Here is a 17,645-nt window from a genome sequence, read left to right on the forward strand (position 1 = left end):
CATCGGGGCGGCCGGCGAGGGGGCGGTTCAGCCCTGCTGGAACAGCTCGGCGGGCAAGGGCTTCAGCAGGGTGTACAGATCATCGGTGATCGGCCGGTCCCAGCTGGCGATGGTCACGAGCACGCCGTCGCTGCGGTCGAACTGGACGCAGGAGATCCGGCTCTCGGAGAGCTTGACGCGGCGGACGATCAGCAGGTTGTCGCCCTGCATCACGGGCATGTCCTCGGTGCCGGTGACCTCGACCGGTTCGTCGTTCTCCAGCGCGAGCAGCAGCTGGGCGACCTCGAACGGGACCTGCCCCTCCTCGGTCTCGCGGGCGGGCGAGCCTTCCGGGAGATTGCCGATGATCATCGCGGGGCCGCGGCCGCCGAACAGGTCGTAGCGCAGGAAGACGCCCTGACAGCTCCCGTCGGGCGCGGGCAGCAGACCGGCGCCGAGATTTCCGGGCCAGTCTCCCGGGTCCATGGCCAGGACGTCGAAGTCGGGGCCCGCGGGTGTGGCGGCGCTACGGCGGCGGAGGAAGGACATGCAGACATGTTACGTGTCCGGGCTCACGTTGCGGAGCCGGGTCCGCGCAGGCGGGGGCGCCCGCGGGTCCGCCGGCCGGGCTCCGGCGGGCCCCCGGGTCCGGCTCCGGGGGCGCCGCGGCGGCGCCTCAGGCCGATTCGGCGGCCAGGGTTTCCAGCACGTCGACGGCTTCGGCCGCCCGGTCGTACGGGACGAAGAGATGGTCGTGGTGGAAGCCGGCGACCACGTTGCAGCTCAGCCCCACGTCGGCGAGCGCCAGGGACACGGCAGCGGTGAGTCCGACCGCGTCCAGGGACGAGTGGACACGCAGCGTGATCCAGCCCGCGGTGTATTCGTGCGTCAGCCCCGCCTCGTCGGCCTCCGCCTCCGGCAGGACGAGGGTCACGCCCTCGGGTTCGGTGACGGTGACGACCGGAGTCACCCGGGTGGGCACGGCTTCGCCCGGCACGGTCGTGAAGACGTAGCGGCCGGGGTTCAGTTGCGGCCGCATACCGCTCAGCAGGGTCCGAAGGTCGCGCTCGCCGATCATGATCACCACGCTACTGGGTGCGGTGCCACTCATGGTGACGGGCGCCCCGGGCGCGGTTGCCGCACGACAGTACGCACGACCACCGGCGAGGGTGTTCCTTGAGCGCGTTCCCTTCCGCGGGGCCGGGCTCACCGGGGCGGACGGCGGACGCGTAGAGCGCCCGGACGGCGGCGCGCAGCAACCATACGGCTTCTCCTACGACGCTGAGGCGAGGCTTCCACGATGCTCAGGAGAGGATTCCACGCCGCTCGGGCGAAGCTTCCACGCCGCTCGGGCGAGGTTCCTACTACGCTCGGGCGAAGCTTCCACGCCGCTCGGGCGAGGTTCCTACGACGCTCAGGCGAAGCTTCCACGCCGCTCGGGCGAGGTTCCTACGACGCTCAGGCGAAGCTTCCACGCCGCTCGGGCGAGGTTCCTACGACGCTCAGGCGAAGCTTCCACGCCGCTCGGGCGAGGTTCCTACGACGCTCAGGCGAAGCTTCCACGCCGCTCGGGCGAGGTTCCTACGACGCTCAGGCGAGGTCGAATTCCCCGTCGCGGGCGTTCACCACGAAGGCCCGCCATTCGGCCGGGGTGAAGATCAGCGGAGGGCTGCCGGGTTTGCCGGCGTTGCGCATCGCGATGAATCCCTCGACGAAGGCGATCTGGACATCGCCCGCGCCCTGACTGCCCGACCGCCAGTCCGCGTTGCTGAGATCCAGGTCCGGCTTGTCCCAGCCCGCGAAGGGCTGTCGCGTCGTGGTGCTCTCCGCCACATCGGCTCCTCCCACTTGTCGTCCCGGGCCAAATCGTAGCCACCCCGGGCCGCCCGGGACAGGCCGCGTGACGGACTCCCTGCGGCCCGGGACGGCCCGTGGTCAGCCGGTGGGAGGCTCGGCTCCGACCAGCCACATGGAGAAGAACTGCGCCCCGCCGCCGTAGGCGTGGCCGAGCGCCTTTCGCGCCCCCGCCACCTGGTGCTCGCCCGCCTGGCCCCGTACCTGCAGCGCGGCTTCGGCGAAGCGGATCATGCCGGAGGCGCCGATGGGATTGGTGGAGAGCACCCCGCCCGAGGGATTCACCGGCAGGTCGCCGTCGAGTCCGGTGACGCCGGATTCGGTGAGTTTCCAGCCCTCGCCCTCCTCGGCGAAGCCGAGGTTCTCCAGCCACATGGGCTCGTACCAGGAGAACGGCACGTACATCTCGACGGCGTCGATCTCCCGTCGCGGGTCGCTGATCCCCGCCTGCCGGTACACATCGGCGGCGCAGTCCTTGCCCGCCCGCGGCGACACGAAGTCCTTGCCCGCGAAGAGTATGGGTTCGCTGCGCATCGCGCCGCCGTGGACCCAGGCGGGCGGGTGCGGCGAACGGTCCGCTCCGGCACGGTCGGTGAGGATCATCGCGCAGGCCCCGTCGGAGGACGGGCAGGTCTCCGAGTAGCGGATGGGGTCCCAGAGCATCGGGGCGGACTGGACCTTCTCCAGGGTGATGTCCGGGTCCTGGATGTGCGCGTACGGGTTCCTGAGCGCGTTGCGGCGGTCCTTGTACGCGACGAGCGAGCCGATCGTGTCGGGCGCCCCGGTGCGGCGCATGTACGCCCGGACGTGCGGGGCGAAGAAGCCGCCCGCTCCGGCCAGCAGCGGCTGCTGGAACGGGATCGGCAGCGAGAGGCCCCACATGGCATTGGATTCGGACTGCTTCTCGAAGGCGAGCGTGAGGACGGTGCGGTGCACCCGTGCGGAGACCAGGTTGGCGGCGACGAGTGCGGTGGAACCGCCGACCGAGCCCGCGGTGTGCACCCGGAGCATGGGTTTACCGACCGCGCCGAGGGCGTCGGCGAGGTAGAGCTCCGGCATCATCAGGCCCTCGAAGAAGTCGGGTGCCTTGCCGATGACGACGGCGTCGATGTCCGCCCAGGTCAGTCCGGCGTCCTCCAGCGCGCGGACGGCGGCCTCGCGGACGAGTCCGGCGAGGGAGACGTCCCGGCGGGCGGAGACGTGTTTCGTCTGGCCGATGCCGACGACGGCCACGGGCTCCTCAGACATGAGCGCTCTCCCCTTCGAGTACGGCGACCAGGTTCTGCTGCAGACAGGGCCCGGAGGTGGCGTGGGCGAGCGCCCGGTCGGACTCGCCGCGGTGGATGCGGGCCGCGGCCTCGCCGAGGCGGATCAGTCCGGCGGCCATGACGGGGTTGGCGGCGAGCGCGCCGCCGGACGGGTTGACGGCGGTGACGCTGTCGTCGAGCCGGAGCGCCTTGCGCAGCACCACCTCCTGGGAGGTGAACGGGGCATGCAACTCCGCGGTGTCCACGGGCCGTTCGAAGGCCCCGGCGCGGGTCGCGGCGAGCCGGGTGGAGGGTGATTCGGTCAGCTCGCGGACGCCGAGGCTGTGGGCCTCGATGCGGTGGTCGATCCCGCGGATCCAGGCGGGGCGGGCGCACAGGGCCCGTGCGGTGTCGTCGGCGGCGAGGATCACGGCAGCAGCGCCGTCGCCGACCGGCGGGCAGTCCCCCGTGCGCAGCGGCTGTACGACGTACTCGCCGGCCGGTACCGGGCCGGCGAGCTGGGCGTGCGGGTTGTCCACGGCGGCGGCGCGGCTGCGGGCGGCGATCGAGGCGAGGGCGGCCTCGTCGGTGTCGCCCGCGTCGATCAGCGCCTGCGCCTGGAGCGCGGCGAGGGCGACGGAGTCCGGCCAGAGCGGGCCGACGTAGTACGGGTCGAGCTGGCGGGTGAGCACGTCGCGCACCGAGCCGGGCGAGGACTTTCCGTACGAGTAGACGAGGGCGGTGTCGGCCTGGCCCGTCCGGATCTTCACCCAGGCCTCGTACAGCGCCCAGGCGCCGTCCATCTCCACGTGGGACTCGGAGATCGGCGGGTACGCGCCGACGCCGTCGAGCGCCATGGTGAAGGAGAAGGCGCGGCCCGCGAGGTAGTCGCTGGAGCCGGAGCAGGTGAAGCCGATGTCGCTCGCCCGCAGACCGGTCGCGTCGAGGACCTGGTGGAGGACGGGCATCAGCATCTCGACTTCGGAGAGTTCGTCGGTGCGCCTGCGGTGGTCCGTCTGCGCGAAGGCGACGATCGCCACGTCTCGCATCTACAGCAACTCCTTGTACACGTCGTAGTCGGCGTCCGGTTCGCCGGTCGGCCGGTAGTGGTCGGGGTGCCGTTCGCCCTCGGTCCAGACGGGTTCGACCCGCAGACCCATGCGTACCTGGTCGTACGGGATTCCGCCGATCCGCGCGTGCAGTGCGAGGTCGGCGCCGTCGAGGGCGATGTGCGCGTAGACGTAGGGGACTTCGATGTCGAGATTCTTCGCCTTGATGTTGACGATGCAGTACGTGGTCACCGTGCCGCGCGGTCCGACCTCGACCTGTTCGGCGGTGGCGACCCCGCAGGTGGGGCAGGCGCCGCGGGGCGGCACGTACACCTTGGTGCAGGACGGGCAGCGCTCCCCGACGACGCGTTGCGCAAAGAGAGCGCCGAGGTAGGCGCTCTGGGCGCGGCCGGGGGTGTAGCGGTAGTCGAGGCGGGCGGGGGTGACGATGCCGGTGACGGGGTCGTCGAACTCGCCGCTGTGCGGGACGGATCGGCCGGTCCTGCCGTCGTCGTACGGTTCGAAGCAGGCGATGTCCGTGATGGCGCCGGTCCGTTCGGGGGCCCAGCGGATCCGTACCCGCATGCCGGTGCGGACGGCTTCCGGGCCGGGCGCGTCCAGGGCGTGCAGCAGGGCGGTGTCGGCGCCGTCGAGCCGGACGAGAACCCAGGCGAAGGGGGTGCCGAGGGGCTGGCCGCGGCGCGGGGCGGGGTTCCAGGCCCAGGTGGTGACCGTGCCGGTGGCGGCGACCTCGGTCAGCTCGCGGAGCTCCTGCGCGGTGACGGGGTCGTACTCGACGGGCGGGACGAGGATTTTTCCGTCGCCGGTCCGGACGCCGAGGACGGTGCGTGCGCGCAGCCCGGTGAGGAAGGCGCTCTGGACCGGTCCGAGGGAGCGGGTGAAGGGGAATTCGACCACCAGCGGTGCGCTGAGGATGTCGGGCACGGTTGCCTCCTTGGCTCAGGCTCGCCGGTAGGCGGGCGGGCGCTTCTCGGCGAAGGCGCGGGCGCCTTCCTTGGCGTCGTCGGTGGCGAAGATCGGCCAGCCGCGTTTCAGCTCCGCGGCGAGCCCCTCGGTCTCGGTCAGCTCGGCGGTCTCGTACACGGACGCCTTGACGGCTTCGACGGCGAGCGGCCCGCAGGCGTTGATCCGCTCGGCGACTTCGAGGGCTTGTTCCAGGGCGGTGCCGTCGGGGACGACCCGGCCGATCAGTCCGATGGCGGCGGCCTCCTCGGCGCTGTACGGGCGTCCGGTGAGGAGCATTTCGAGCGCGTGGGTGCGGGCGATCTGGCGCGGCAGCCGTACCGTCGACCCGCCGATGGGGAAGAGGCCGCGCTTGACCTCGAAGAGCCCGAAGGTGGCGCCCGCCCCGGCGATCCGGATGTCGGTTCCCTGGAGGATCTCCGTGCCGCCCGCGACGCAGTGGCCCTCGACGGCGGCGATGACCGGTTTGCGGGGGCGGTGGTGGCGCAGCATCGCCTTCCAGTGCAGATCGGGATCGGCGGTCATCCGGTCGCGGTACTGCTCGCCCGCCATCCCCTTGCCCGCCAGGGCTTTGAGGTCCATGCCCGCGCAGAAGCAGCCGCCCGCGCCGGTGAGGACGACGGAGCGGACCGTGTCGTCCTCGTCCGCCGCCAGCCAGCCGTCGTACAGCCCCACCAGCATCGGCAGCGAGAGGGCGTTCTTCGCCTCCGGCCTGTTCAAGGTGAGCACCAGCGTGGCGCCCTCGCGCCGCACGGTGAGGTGTTCCGTACCACCCATTGCCTGCCTCCCGTCTCAAGACCTAGAACAGGTTGCAGTAGGAGGGGGTCCAGTTCAATAGTTTTCTGACAGCCAGTCAGATTTCTTCGGCGGCCCCTCTTCCCACTTGCGCCTCCCGGCGCTCTAATGACCGCCGGGCCAGTCAGCATCCGGGGTCAGGAGGAATGGTGGACTACAACCTTGCCGACCTGTTCGAGTCGGTCGTCGACGCGGTCCCGGAACGCGAGGCGCTCGTCTACCTCGACCATCCCGGTACCGGTGCGGAGCGCCGGCTGACGTACGCGGAGCTGGACGCGGCGGCCAACCGCATCGCGCACCATCTGATCGAGGCGGGCGTCGCTCCGGGCCGGCATCTCGGGCTGCACCTCTACAACGGCGTCGAGTATCTCCAGACGGTGCTGGCCTGCCTCAAGGCCCGCATCGTTCCGGTGAATGTCAATTACCGCTATGTCGAAGAGGAGTTGGCCTACCTCTACCGGGACGCGGATCTCGTGGCGCTGGTCTTCGACGCCGAGTTCGACGTCCGGGTCGCGGCCGCCGCACCGAAGGCTCCGACGCTCCGTCACCTGATCCGGGTGGGGGCGTGGGTGACAGGCGTACACGGTCCGGATGCCGTGGCGTTCAAGGACGCCGAGGCGGCCGGGAGCCCGGAGCGCGGCTTTCCGCCACGCTCGGCCGACGACCAGTTCATCATCTACACCGGCGGCACCACCGGAATGCCCAAGGGCGTGATGTGGCGTCAGGAGGATCTCTTCTTCTCCGGCCTCGGCGGCGGTGCGCCGACCGGTGATCCGGTGAAGACCCCGCAGGAACTGGCCGAGCGGGTGGCCGCCGGTGGCGACGGGATCACCTTCTTCCCCACTCCCCCGCTGATGCACGGCACTTCCACGCTCACCGCGTTCATCGGTTTCAACTTCGGACAACGGGTCGTCGTGCACCGCAAGTTCGTACCGGAGGAGGTGCTCCGTACGATCGAGAAGGAGAAGGTCACCAGTGTGTCCCTGGTGGGCGACGCGATGCTGCGCCCGTTGATCGACGCGCTGCGCGGGCCGCTGAAGGGCACCGACTGCTCGTCGCTGTTCTCCGTCTCCAGCTCGGGTGCGATCATGTCGGACTCGGTGCGCGCGGAGTTCCAGGCGCTGGTGCCGACGGTGATGCTGCTGAACAACTTCGGCTCGTCGGAGTCCGGGTTCAACGGTACGGCGACGGCCGACTCGGGTCCGGAGAAGGGCTTCCGGCTTCAGGTCAACTCCCGTACGGCGGTGGTCGATCCGGTGACGTACGAGCCGGTGGCTCCGGGTGAGCCCGGGCGGATCGCCCAGCGAGGCCACGTACCGCTCGGGTACTACAACGACCCGCGAAAGACCGCGGAGACGTTCTTCAGCAGGGACGGTCAGCGCTGGGTGCTGCTCGGCGACATGGCGACCGTCGACGCGGACGGCATCGTCACGGTCCTGGGCCGGGGCTCGCAGTGCATCAACACCGGGGGCGAGAAGGTGTATCCCGAGGAGGTCGAGGAGGCACTGAAGGCCCATCCGGATGTGTACGACGCGCTGGTCGCCGGGGTGCCGGACGAGCGGTGGGGAAACCATGTCGCGGCGGTGGTGCAGCTGCGCGAGGGGGCGGCCGAGCCCTCGCTGGACGACGTCCAGGCGCACTGCCGGACGCGTCTGGCCGGCTACAAGATCCCCCGCCGACTGGTGATCACCGGGCAGATCCAGCGCTCGCCGAGCGGCAAGGCCGACTACCGGTGGGCCCGCTCGGTCGTCGCGCCCCGGCGCACCCCCGAGGGCTGAGAGCGAGCGGCCGGGCACCGCGGGCCCGAGGACGAAGGGGCACCCGAACGGCGGCCGGACAAGATTCCCTGGGAACACCCGAACGGCTGCCTGACGGGATTCCCGGGAAACACGCGAACGGCGGCCGGACCGGTCACCCGCGCAAGGCCGCGACGGCGCCGGTCCGGATCACCCGGGCGCGCCGCCGCGCGTCCACCCGCCTGCGCCACACGACGTGCCCGGGCGTAAGACCGACCGGCAATTGACGGGCGGCCCCATGTGCCGGTCGCTCTGAGCCATTCGGGAACGCCGGGTACCCGTCAGCTCACCCTATGTGGCAAAGGGGGGAAATCGCCCATAGCTTCGGCTCATGAGGAAACGACACATCAAGAGCCTCGTCCCGGTCGCGGTCGTCTCCGCCGCCGGCCTCGGCGCGGCAATGCCCTCCGCAGCAGCCACGAGCGCCCATGTGGTGCGGCCCGGCCAGTCGATCCAGAAGGCGGTGGACGCCGCTCGGGCGGGTGACACCGTCGTCGTCATGCCCGGCACGTACCGGGAGACCGTCCTGATCACCAAACCGAACCTCACCCTGCGCGGCTACGGCGACCGGACCGTGATCCGGCCGGCGGGGAAGAACCCGCACTCCGTCGACGCCTGTGCGAAGACCGGCAGCGGAGTCTGCGTCCTGGGCCGGGCGGGCCGGACCGTCGACGGCGTGAGCGTCGACTCGCTGACCGTCTCCGGCTTCAAGAAGAACGGCGTCTGGGCCTCCTGGACGGACCGGCTGTCCGTGCGGCGGGTGATCTCCGAGCACAACGGCGTCTGGGGCATCGCCCAGGAGCGCTCGACCCGTGGTGTGTTCACGGGCAACATCGCCCGCGCCAACGGCGACGCCGGCATCTTCGTCGCGAACACGGTCGACGAGGAGGGCGGCGCCACCGACACCCGGGGCACCGAGCTCCAGGACAACACGCTCACGGACAACCGGATCGGCTTCACCGCCAGGCGCGTCAGGAACCTTTCGGTCCACAACAACACCTTCACCGCCAACTGCAGCGGTGTGTTCGTCGTGGGCGACGAGGGCAGGCCGCAGGCCGGAGCCATGACGATCCAGTCCAACCAGATCAACGACAACAACAAGTACTGCGCCAAGACCGAACGGCTGCCCGCCATCCAGGGTTCCGGCATCGTGCTCACCGGCGCCGCGGACACCCGGGTCCGCTCGAACACGATCAGCAACAACGTCGGCGCCACGCCGCTCTCGGGCGGCATCGTGCTGTTCAAGAGCTTCGTGGGCACAAAGAACACCGGCCACACCATCAGCGGCAACGTGGCGCTCGGCAACAAGCCGGCCGACCTGGCCAACGGGGACACCGGCAAGGGCAACACGTTCACCGCAAACGTCTGCACGAAGTCCACACCGGCCGGGATGTGCTGATCGGCGCACCCCGCACGAGGAGAAGCGATACCGCATGACCACTGTGAGTCCCACTCCCGCACCCACGTCCGCATCGACCCACGTCCACGTCGCCGTCCCGCACCCCGTCGCACCCCCTCAGCCGGCCATGCAGCTGCGCGAGATCGTGTTCGGGGCGGCCAGGGCCGCCGCGGTGCGCGCCGCGGCCCGGCTGGGCGTCGCCGACGCACTGGGCGAGACACCCGCGACCGCGCAGGAGCTCGCCGCACTGGTGAAGGCCGAGCCGGTGCCACTGCGCCGGCTGCTGCGCGCCCTGTCCTGCTACGGGATCTTCACCGAGACCCCGGACGGATACTTCGCCCATACCGAGATGTCCCGCCTGCTGCGCGAGGACGACCCGAACAGCCTGCGCTCCATCTCGCTGTGGTGCACCGAGCCCTGGACCTGGGACGTCTGGCCGCGCCTCGACGACGCGGTGCGTACCGGCCGGAGCGTCTTCGCAAAGGTCCACGGCAAGGGCTTCTTCGACTACCTCCACCAGGATGCCCACGAGTCGGCCCAGGTCTTCAACCAGGCCATGACGACCTCCAGCATGCAGTCCGCGCTGGACGTCGCCGAACTCCTCGACCTCACCGGGGTGTCCGCGGTCGCCGACATCGGCGGCGGCCAGGGGCACGTACTGGCGAGCCTGCTGGAGAAGCACCCGTCGCTCCACGGCACCCTGATGGATCTGCCCGGTGTGGTGGCGCGGGCCGACGCCCGGCTGCGGGACGAGGGGCCTCTCGTCGACCGGACCCGGATCGTGGCCGGCGACTGCCGCGAGGCCATCCCGGTCGAGGCCGATCTCTACATCATCAAGAACATCCTGGAGTGGGACGACGACAGCACGCGCAGGACCCTGCGCAATGTCATCGCCGCGGCCCGCCCGGGAGCCAGGGTCGTCGTCATCGAGAACCTCGTCGACGACACCCCCTCGATGCGGTTCACCACCGCGATGGACCTGCTGCTGCTCCTCAATGTCGGCGGCGCGAAGCACACGAGGGAGAGCCTGGTCACCCGGATCTCCGAAGCCGGTCTGCTTATCGGCGACGTCGTGCCGGTCAACGCCTACCTGCACGCCTTCGAATGCGTGGTACCCGACTGATTCCGCGGACGACGGAAAATCGCCCCGGTTCCGGCCAGTCGGCCGGAACCGGGGCGATTTTCCGTCTCGAGCGGTTCTCAAGCGGGGGTGCCGCGCTCCCACCGGTAGAACTCGTGGGCCATGGCGTCCTTGGGGCTGCGCCAGGTCTCCGGGTCGTACGCGCTCACGTATGCGGTGAGCTTTTCGCTGATGTTCTTGAACTCCGGGTGCTCCGTCACCTTGGCGATCTCGGGGCCCGGCGGGCGTTCCGATTCGATCAGGTGGAGGTAGACGTCGCCGAACTGGAACAGCTTGCGCCTGGTGACGCCGACGAGGTGCGGCAGTTCGGTGCTGTCGGAGGCCGCGAACAACTCGGCGATGTCCGGTGCCGAACCCGGCGCCATCCGGGCGACGATCAGAGCGTGGTGCATCGTGGGATGCCTTTCTGGTTCCCGGCCCGGCACCCGGCCGGACGGCGGGGTGCCGGGCCGCGTGGGGCGGGCGGACGGCGGATCAGCGGGCCGATACCGAGGCGGTACGGCGCTCCCGGGCACGCTGCTCGATCTTGTCCCGGATGAGCTCCATCTGGACCTTGGAGTTGCGGTTGATGTTGTCGGTCATCCACGCGTCGTCGACGGGTGCGTCGGGCCGCATCGCGAATTCCTGGGTCCAGCGCATCTTCGTACCGCCGGGGACCTCGGAGTACTCCCACCGGATGTTCATGTGCTGGAACGGGCCCGGCTCGACCCGGCGGGCCTGGACCGTGCGGCCGGCGCGGTCGACGGTCCGCTCGGAGACCCAGCTCCACACCTTGTCGTTCTCGTCGGGGTGCATGGTCAGGCGGAACTTCGTCCTGTCGCCGTCCCGTTCGATGACCTCGACCGCGGCGTACTCGCTGAACAGCCGCGGCCAGTTCTCCAGATCGTTGGTCACGTCCCAGACGAGGTCCAGGGGGGCGGCGATGGTGATCTCGTTCTCGGTGCGTCCAGGCACGTCAGGCTCCTTGCATGAGGGTGTTGTTGACGAGGTCCAGGAATTCCTGGGGGGTCTTGCAGCGGTCGGCGTCGGTCGGCAGCGGTCGGCCGTGCCGGTTCTCCAGCACGCCCACGATGCCGAGCAGGCCCAGCGAGTCGAGGCCGAACTCGTCGAAGGCGGACCCGGGGCGCTTCTCCATGTCGCGCGGGTCCACGGTGAGTCCGGCGCCCTTCTTCATCAGGACGGCGAGTTCCGCGTAGGTCAGTCGATCGGTCATGAGGACTTCTCCTTCTCACGATTGGGTGTCGGTGGAGCGCCGCAGCACCATCGCCGCGTTCGAGCCCATGAGCCCGCGGCTGAGCACCAGCGCCGTCCGCAGCTCGGCGGGGCGCGCACAGCCGGTGACGACATCGAGGTCATGGCACACCTCGAAGACGTTCGGCGTGGGCGGTATCAGCGCGTGCTCCATGGAGAGCACCGCCGCGGCCGCATCCAGCACCGGCGCCCCGCAGTAGGCGCGCCCGATGCCGGTCTTGGGCGCCGTCACCGGTACCTGCCGGCCGTGCGCGCCGAGTGCGTCGGCGATCGCGAGCGCTTCCGCGCGATCGGCCGCCGGTACGCCGAGGGCGTCCGCGAAGACGACGTCGATCTCGTCCGGCGCGCAGTCGGCCTCCCGCAGGGCGCCGGTGATCGCCTGGGCGAGGCCCTCCCGGGACTCCTCCCACCTGGACGCGCCGGTGAACGTGGCGGCGTGCCCGGCGAGTTCGGCCCTTACCCGGGCCCCGCGCCGGCGCGCCGACTGCTCCTCCTCGACCACCAGCATGGCGCCGCCCTCGGCCGGCACGAATCCGCAGGCTTCCGAGGTGAACGGCCGGTAGGCGCGGGCGGGGTCGTCGCAGCAGCTCAGGTCCTGGTATCCGAGCTGGCAGACGACCGAGTAGGGCGCCAGCGGTGCCTCGGCCGCGCCGACCACCACCGCTTCGGCCCCACCGCGGATCGACCGGGCGGCGTGCGCGAGCGCGTCCAGGCCGCCCGCCTCGTCGCTGGCCACGACCGCGCAGGGCCCCTTGAAACCGCCGCGGATCGAGATCTGGCCGGTGCTGGCGGCATAGAACCAGGCGATGGACTGGTACGGGCCCACGTAGCTGGATCCCTGTCCCCACAGCCGTTGGAGTTCACGCTGACCGAATTCGCCGCCGCCGGACCCGGCAGCGGTCACCACGCCGACGTCGAACGGTGAGTTCTCGTAGTCGGCGCGGCCCAGTCGGGCGTCGTCCAGAGCGATGTCCGCGGCGGCCATCGCGAAGTGCGTGAACCGGTCGGTCTGGACGATGAAGCGCTCTTCGATCAGCTCGACCGCCTCGAAGCCCCGCACCTCGCCCGCGACCCGCAGCGGAAGGTGCTCGCACCCCTCGCGGGTCACCCGGTCGAGGACGCTGATCCCTTCGTGCGTCCTCTTCCAGAAGGCCTCGGTGTTGGTTCCGTTGGGGGCGACGACACCGATGCCGGTGACGACGGTGCGCCGGGCTTTTCGGGTTCTCATGGTGTCCTCCCACCTGTTCTCGTCAGGGCCACCGCGGACTGGAAGCCACCGAATCCACTGCCGACCGAGAGGACGCTGCGCAGCTTCAGGGGACGTGCGGTGCGCGGCACGTAGTCGAGGTCGCACTCCGGGTCCGGGCTCTCGTAGTTCGCGGTCGGCGGTACCGTCTGGTGGACCAGGGCGAGTACGCAGGCCGCGATCTCTATGGCCCCGATCGCCCCCAGCGAGTGGCCGACCATGGACTTGATGGAACTCATCGGTACGTCGTAGGCGTGCGCGCCCAGTGCCCGCTTCACGGCCGCAGTCTCGTGCCGGTCGTTCTGCTTGGTGCCCGAGCCGTGTGCGTTGACGTAGTCGATCTGCGAGCCGTCTATCCGGGCGTGACCGAGCGCCCGGTTGATCGCCTCGGCCATCTCCAGCCCCTCGGGGGTCAGCCCGGTCATGTGGTAGGCGTTGCCGAAGGTGGCATAGCCCGAGATCTCGCAGTAGACGGTCGCGCCGCGGGCGCGGGCGTGCTCCAGCTCCTCCAGGACGAGCACCGCTCCGCCCTCGCCCATGACGAAGCCGTCGCGGCGGGAGTCGAACGGCCGGGAGGCGTGCTCCGGATCGTCGTTGTTCGCCGAGGTGGCCTTGATCGCGTCGAAGCACGCCACCGTGATCGGGGTGATCGGTGAGTCGGACGCCCCGGCGACGCAGACGTCGACGCGGCCCTCCTCGATGGACTGGAAGGCGTACCCGATCGCGTCCAGGCCGGAGGTGCAGCCCGTGGAGACGGTCTGCACCGGGCCGTGCGCGCCGACCTGTTCGGCCACCGCCGAGGCGAGGGAGCTGGGTGAGAAGGCCCGCTCCAGGTGCGGGCCGGCCGGCCGGTGGTCGACGTCCCAGCGGGCGCCGCTGCCACTGACGGCGACGTAGTCGTGCTCCAGTCGGGTGGTGCCGCCGACCGCGGTGCCCAGCGACACCCCCATGCGCCAGGGGTCCACCTTCTCCGGGTCGAGTCCCGCGTCGCCGAGGGCCTCCCTGGCGGCCACCATCGCGAACTGGACGTACCGGTCGGACCTGGCGACCTGGTCCGCGTCCAGTCCGTGCGCTGCCGGGTCGAAGTCGCACTCGGCGGCGATCCGGGACCGGAAGCCGGCCGGGTCGAAGAGCGTGATGCCACGGGTCGCGGTGCGTCCGTTCGCGAGGAGGTCCCAGAAGGCCGGTGCGCCGATGCCGCCGGGGGCCACGACGCCGACACCGGTGACCCCCACGCGGCGGGTCATGAGGCGGCCTCCGTTCGTTCCGGCGGCGCGACGCGTCCGGCGGACCGTGTGTGCTCGGCGGACGGGGCGTGCTCGGCGGACTCGGTGTGCTCGGTGTCGACGTGGCCGAGTTCCGGGCGCGGGGCGAGCGGGCCGAGATGGAAGACCATGCGTGCCTCGACGTCGCCGACGTTGCGGAACCGGTGGCGTACATGGGGAGGGATCAGCAGGCCCTGGTCGGGCCGCATCCTGTGCGGTTCACCATCCAGATCCACCTCCAGGAGACCGTTCACGACGTACACGAATTCCTCGGAGTACGGGTGGTAGTGCTCGCCGATGCGGTCGCCGGGCTGAACGATGGCCAGCCCCATGAAGCCGCTGGTGGCTCCCACCGCTGTCGGCGTGAGCATGGCACGAAGGTCGCCTCCGCGCCTGCGGTTGGGCTGCGTCTCGCTGAGGTCCACGATGCGTGGCCGGTGCATGGTCATGACTGCTTTCCTCCTGGCGCATTGCGCGTTGTATTGACGGGTTGAGCGAGAACCCCCCAGGGTGCGGATGCGCGGTTCAGGACTCCATGGCCCGCCGATCGGTGATCAGGGTCATCTCGGACTCTGCGAGGAAGTGCGAGATCCCCTGGTCGTTCGTGGGCACGGCCTTCGCGCCGCCGTCGAGGAGACGTCCGAGCCTGGCCACCTTGCCGGGGCCGTCGATGCCGACCGCCTGAGCGGACTGCGCGTCGATCGGTTCGATTGCTTCGAGGAGGCGGACGACGACGTCGTCGCGCTGGAAGATGGTGCTGCTGTCGATGATGCTCGCGGGGTCGTCGGCGGCCTCCTCGTCGTGGCCGGCGAGCAGCCGGGCGAGTGCCATGCCGCAGCCCTCCTTGGCCTGGTAGAAGAGCGCGTGCCGGCGGACGTCCTCGGCCTTGTGCCGGCCAGCGGTGACGTGATGGACGGTGGGGAGCGCCGCCCGGGTGAAGAACATCCGGGCGGAGTCCGGGTCGCTGAGGTCCCGGTCCTGCTCCAGATACGGGTTGATGGCCTCTTCGACGGCCCTGACCTCGGGCTGCCGGGCGACGTGGCGCAGGGCCGCGAGGAGGTCGCCCTCGACCTCGACCGCCCGCACCACGCGGTTTCCGTGCATGAAGAGCGAAGTGCGGCGCAATCGGGTGTCTTCGTCGACACGAGCATTCGGGGAGTCGTAGTCGGCCAGGATCTTCGCCACGATGTCCTCGGTGCCGGGCTTGACGGTGAAAGTCAGCGCGTGGCGCACCACCCCGTCGCCGAGACGGGGCGACGCCTGCAGCCTGCCCTTGGCCGTCTCGGGCGCCATCTCGAACGACTTCCCGGTCTCCCGCAGGACGCTGAAGCGCAGCGAACGGGTGTCGCGCACGCAGTTGTGCAGCGGCTGCACCGTCGCCACATGCTCCTCGCTGTTCACCCAGGCGAGGAACGGCGGTGCGCTCTCCCATTCGCTCGTGATCAGCCACTGCGAGGGGTTTTCGATGGACTGGCACAGCTGGTCGCTGATGTGCCCGGGGACGGATGCCACCTGATTACGCAGGTGCTCATACGCCTCCAGGAACTCCTTCTGGGCCCCGTCGTACAGGTCCAGCAGCAGGACGACCCGCAGCCTGGAACCGTCGAAGGCGGACTGGGAGATCCGTTCCGAGAGGGTGGTGGTCATCTTTCGGTCTCCTTCGAGACGGTGTCGTGGACAAGCCCGGTGGCATGCCGTCGACCGTCGGTTGGCGAGTGGTTCGGAGCAGGGACTCTCCCGGCGGATGTGAGCGGTCCGCCCCCGTGACCGCGGGCATCGTCTCCGTGACCGATCGTGAAACGCTGGTCCGGGTGGCGCGAGATTTATGAACCGTTCAGGTGAGCGACCGTCCGAACCGCTCCGGCGAGGGCATGGAACAAGGCAACCGAACAGCGTCCGAGCTGGAGCAACTGATGAACGAGAACGTCGACATTCGCGTACCGGTCCTCATCGTGGGCGGCTCCCTGGTGGGCCTGTCCACCTCACTTTTCCTCGGCCGGCTCGGCATTGAGCACCTGCTGGTCGAGAAGCACCGGTCCACCTCGACCCACCCGCGCGGACGCGGCAACAACGTGCGCACGATGGAGGTGTTCCGTACGGCGGGTGCCGAGCCGGGCATCCGGGAAGCAGCGTCGGTACTCGCCGACAATCACGGGATTCTGCAGGCCGGTTCGCTCACCGGCGACGACCAGGAGTGGCTGTTCAAGGAGATCGACCCGGGCGGCGGGCTCGCCCGTTTCAGCCCGAGCGGCTGGTGCCTGTGCAGCCAGAACGACCTGGAACCCGTACTGGTGGAGCTGGCCCGCAAACAGGGCGGTGACCTGCGGTTCTCCACCGAGATGCAGAGCTTCGACCAGGACGGGTCGGGGGTGGACGCGGCACTCAAGAACCGGGAAACCGGGGAGCACATCAGTGTGCGCGCCGACTACCTCGTCGCGGCCGACGGGCCGCGCAGCCCCATCCGTGAGCAGCTGCGCATCGGCCGTACGGGGCCCGGCGACCTCTTCCACAACGTGAGCATCACCTTCCGTTCCCGGCAGCTCGCCGATGTGCTGGGCGACCGGCGCTTCATCGTCTGCTATCTGACCAACCCCGCAGCGGACGGTGCCCTGTTGCCGGTCGACAATGAGAAGGAGTGGGTGTTCCACGCGCCGTGGCAGCCCCAACTCGGGGAAACCCTCGAGGACTTCACCGACGAGCGGGTCGCCGAGCACATCCGTACGGCGGTCGGTGCTCCGGGGATCGACATCGAGATCACCGGCAGGGCCCCGTGGCACGCCGCGGAGCGGGTCGCGGAGCGGTACTCGTCCGGCAGGGTCTTCCTCGCCGGGGACTCGGCCCACGAGATGTCGCCCACCGGGGCGTTCGGCTCCAACACCGGTATCCAGGACGCGCACAACCTGGCGTGGAAGCTCGCCGCCGTGCTGAAGGGCGAGGCGGGCCCGGGTCTGCTGGACACCTACGAGGCGGAGCGGCTGCCGGTGGCGCAGGCGACGAGCGCGCGGGCCTCGGCGCGTTCCAGCGAGCACAGCCACCCGGGATACGCCGCGGCGCCAGGTGTGGGCGGCGGGAAGCAGGGCGGGATGCTCACCGTGGCACTGGGCTACCGCTATGTCCGTGGTGCCGTGCTGGGCGCCGATCCGGGACAGCCGGTGGTGCCGCAGGGAATGCAGCTGAACGGTCAACCAGGCAGCCGCTCACCGCATCTGTGGGTCCGTCAGGACGGTGAGCGCAAGTCCACGCTGGATCTGTACGAGCACACCTTCGTGCTGCTCACGGACGGTGAGGACCTGGTGTGGCGGCGGGCGGCGGCCCGGGTCGCCGACGGGCTGTCGGTACGACTTCAGGCTTACGGCATCGGCCCGGGAGCCGATCTGGAACCGGAGAACGGGGCCGACTGGGCGGAGCTCCACGGTACGACCCCCGAAGGCGCGGTCCTGGTGCGTCCCGACGGCTTCGTGGCCTGGCGGTCGACGGGGCCGGTGGCCGATGCCGAGGCCACGCTCCGGGAGGTCCTGACCTCGCTGCTGCACCGGTCGTGAGCGCCCGGTAGCCGTCGGGGAACGGATCACCCCGCACCCGGTACGCGAGCCGTGTGCCGCCCGGTCCCGGCCGGTGACGTCGATGATGACGGCCCGG

At 70.3% G+C, this 17,645-nt stretch carries 18 protein-coding genes; 4 read left to right on the top strand and 14 right to left on the bottom strand.

The genetic code is table 11. The features are described 5' to 3' along the window. Positions 1-27 precede the first annotated feature (27 nt). The 7 genes from OH735_RS01540 to OH735_RS01570 form a co-directional block, all read right to left on the bottom strand. On the bottom strand, positions 28-528 hold the full coding sequence (locus OH735_RS01540; protein WP_018550733.1) for a hypothetical protein: 501 nt from the start codon (positions 526-528) through the stop codon (positions 28-30). A gap of 127 nt (positions 529-655) precedes the next feature. Beyond that, positions 656-1,057 carry an ACT domain-containing protein gene (locus OH735_RS01545; protein WP_406386361.1) on the bottom strand — a complete coding sequence of 134 codons (402 nt, stop codon included), beginning with the start codon at positions 1,055-1,057 and terminating at the stop codon, positions 656-658. A 512-nt stretch (positions 1,058-1,569) separates the two neighbouring features. After that, a complete protein-coding gene (locus OH735_RS01550) occupies positions 1,570-1,812 on the bottom strand; it encodes a DUF397 domain-containing protein (RefSeq protein WP_406378757.1) in 243 nt (80 codons plus the stop codon). A gap of 102 nt (positions 1,813-1,914) precedes the next feature. After that, positions 1,915-3,081: a thiolase domain-containing protein gene (locus OH735_RS01555; RefSeq protein ID WP_406378759.1), complete on the bottom strand. Its 1,167-nt coding sequence runs from the start codon at positions 3,079-3,081 to the stop codon at positions 1,915-1,917. Continuing rightward, positions 3,074-4,129: a thiolase domain-containing protein gene (locus OH735_RS01560; RefSeq protein ID WP_406378760.1), complete on the bottom strand. Its 1,056-nt coding sequence runs from the start codon at positions 4,127-4,129 to the stop codon at positions 3,074-3,076. The genes OH735_RS01555 and OH735_RS01560 overlap by 8 nt, the downstream gene beginning before the upstream one ends. Then, positions 4,130-5,074 carry a Zn-ribbon domain-containing OB-fold protein gene (locus OH735_RS01565; RefSeq protein WP_406378762.1) on the bottom strand — a complete coding sequence of 315 codons (945 nt, stop codon included), beginning with the start codon at positions 5,072-5,074 and terminating at the stop codon, positions 4,130-4,132. Between the two features lie 15 nt (positions 5,075-5,089). Continuing rightward, positions 5,090-5,890, bottom strand: coding sequence for a crotonase/enoyl-CoA hydratase family protein (locus OH735_RS01570; RefSeq protein ID WP_406378764.1), 801 nt, complete (start codon positions 5,888-5,890; stop codon positions 5,090-5,092). Positions 5,891-6,057: 167 nt separating this feature from the next. Between OH735_RS01570 and OH735_RS01575 the strand changes: the two genes are divergently transcribed. The 3 genes from OH735_RS01575 to OH735_RS01585 all read left to right on the top strand — a co-directional run bounded on the left by OH735_RS01575 (position 6,058) and on the right by OH735_RS01585 (position 10,226). Next, positions 6,058-7,686 (top strand): acyl-CoA synthetase, encoded by a 1,629-nt coding sequence (locus tag OH735_RS01575; RefSeq protein WP_406386362.1) that lies wholly within the window; start codon positions 6,058-6,060, stop codon positions 7,684-7,686. A 349-nt stretch (positions 7,687-8,035) separates the two neighbouring features. Further along, complete coding sequence (locus OH735_RS01580) at positions 8,036-9,103, top strand: nitrous oxide reductase family maturation protein NosD (protein WP_406378765.1); 1,068 nt, start codon at positions 8,036-8,038, stop codon at positions 9,101-9,103. A 34-nt stretch (positions 9,104-9,137) separates the two neighbouring features. Further along, the gene (locus tag OH735_RS01585) at positions 9,138-10,226 is read left to right on the top strand and encodes a methyltransferase (RefSeq protein ID WP_406378767.1); all 1,089 of its coding nucleotides are present in this window, start codon (positions 9,138-9,140) and stop codon (positions 10,224-10,226) included. A gap of 77 nt (positions 10,227-10,303) precedes the next feature. On the opposite strand, the gene OH735_RS01590 is transcribed toward OH735_RS01585, so the two are convergent. The 7 genes from OH735_RS01590 to OH735_RS01620 form a co-directional block, all read right to left on the bottom strand. After that, positions 10,304-10,636 (bottom strand): TcmI family type II polyketide cyclase, encoded by a 333-nt coding sequence (locus OH735_RS01590; RefSeq protein WP_406378769.1) that lies wholly within the window; start codon positions 10,634-10,636, stop codon positions 10,304-10,306. An 82-nt stretch (positions 10,637-10,718) separates the two neighbouring features. After that, on the bottom strand, positions 10,719-11,198 hold the full coding sequence (locus OH735_RS01595; protein WP_406378771.1) for an SRPBCC family protein: 480 nt from the start codon (positions 11,196-11,198) through the stop codon (positions 10,719-10,721). Between the two features lies 1 nt (position 11,199). Beyond that, the gene (locus OH735_RS01600) at positions 11,200-11,457 is read right to left on the bottom strand and encodes a phosphopantetheine-binding protein (RefSeq protein WP_406378773.1); all 258 of its coding nucleotides are present in this window, start codon (positions 11,455-11,457) and stop codon (positions 11,200-11,202) included. Between the two features lie 15 nt (positions 11,458-11,472). Continuing rightward, positions 11,473-12,723 carry a ketosynthase chain-length factor gene (locus OH735_RS01605; RefSeq protein WP_406378775.1) on the bottom strand — a complete coding sequence of 417 codons (1,251 nt, stop codon included), beginning with the start codon at positions 12,721-12,723 and terminating at the stop codon, positions 11,473-11,475. Beyond that, complete coding sequence (locus OH735_RS01610) at positions 12,720-13,988, bottom strand: beta-ketoacyl-[acyl-carrier-protein] synthase family protein (RefSeq protein ID WP_406378777.1); 1,269 nt, start codon at positions 13,986-13,988, stop codon at positions 12,720-12,722. Before OH735_RS01610 ends, OH735_RS01605 begins: the two co-directional genes overlap by 4 nt. Then, positions 13,985-14,455 (bottom strand): cupin domain-containing protein, encoded by a 471-nt coding sequence (locus OH735_RS01615; protein WP_389997512.1) that lies wholly within the window; start codon positions 14,453-14,455, stop codon positions 13,985-13,987. Before OH735_RS01615 ends, OH735_RS01610 begins: the two co-directional genes overlap by 4 nt. 76 nt (positions 14,456-14,531) lie before the next feature. After that, positions 14,532-15,653: a SchA/CurD-like domain-containing protein gene (locus OH735_RS01620; protein ID WP_406378779.1), complete on the bottom strand. Its 1,122-nt coding sequence runs from the start codon at positions 15,651-15,653 to the stop codon at positions 14,532-14,534. 191 nt (positions 15,654-15,844) lie between these two features. Here OH735_RS01620 and OH735_RS01625 point away from each other — a divergent pair, with 191 nt between their 5' ends. Next, a complete protein-coding gene (locus OH735_RS01625) occupies positions 15,845-17,548 on the top strand; it encodes an FAD-dependent monooxygenase (RefSeq protein WP_406378780.1) in 1,704 nt (567 codons plus the stop codon). Positions 17,549-17,645 lie beyond the last annotated feature (97 nt).

Origin of the sequence: Streptomyces sp. NBC_01618, from assembly GCF_045209435.1 — a bacterium.
GTDB lineage: Bacteria > Actinomycetota > Actinomycetes > Streptomycetales > Streptomycetaceae > Streptomyces.

Coding starts and splice junctions, on each gene's coding strand:
- OH735_RS01540 (WP_018550733.1), bottom strand. CDS start 528: ATGTCCTTCCTCCGCCGCCGTAGCGCCGCCACACCCGCGGGCCCCGAC.
- OH735_RS01545 (WP_406386361.1), bottom strand. CDS start 1,057: ATGATCGGCGAGCGCGACCTTCGGACCCTGCTGAGCGGTATGCGGCCG.
- OH735_RS01555 (WP_406378759.1), bottom strand. CDS start 3,081: ATGTCTGAGGAGCCCGTGGCCGTCGTCGGCATCGGCCAGACGAAACAC.
- OH735_RS01560 (WP_406378760.1), bottom strand. CDS start 4,129: ATGCGAGACGTGGCGATCGTCGCCTTCGCGCAGACGGACCACCGCAGG.
- OH735_RS01570 (WP_406378764.1), bottom strand. CDS start 5,890: ATGGGTGGTACGGAACACCTCACCGTGCGGCGCGAGGGCGCCACGCTG.
- OH735_RS01580 (WP_406378765.1), top strand. CDS start 8,036: ATGAGGAAACGACACATCAAGAGCCTCGTCCCGGTCGCGGTCGTCTCC.
- OH735_RS01585 (WP_406378767.1), top strand. CDS start 9,138: ATGACCACTGTGAGTCCCACTCCCGCACCCACGTCCGCATCGACCCAC.
- OH735_RS01590 (WP_406378769.1), bottom strand. CDS start 10,636: ATGCACCACGCTCTGATCGTCGCCCGGATGGCGCCGGGTTCGGCACCG.
- OH735_RS01600 (WP_406378773.1), bottom strand. CDS start 11,457: ATGACCGATCGACTGACCTACGCGGAACTCGCCGTCCTGATGAAGAAG.
- OH735_RS01605 (WP_406378775.1), bottom strand. CDS start 12,723: ATGAGAACCCGAAAAGCCCGGCGCACCGTCGTCACCGGCATCGGTGTC.
- OH735_RS01610 (WP_406378777.1), bottom strand. CDS start 13,988: ATGACCCGCCGCGTGGGGGTCACCGGTGTCGGCGTCGTGGCCCCCGGC.
- OH735_RS01615 (WP_389997512.1), bottom strand. CDS start 14,455: ATGACCATGCACCGGCCACGCATCGTGGACCTCAGCGAGACGCAGCCC.
- OH735_RS01620 (WP_406378779.1), bottom strand. CDS start 15,653: ATGACCACCACCCTCTCGGAACGGATCTCCCAGTCCGCCTTCGACGGT.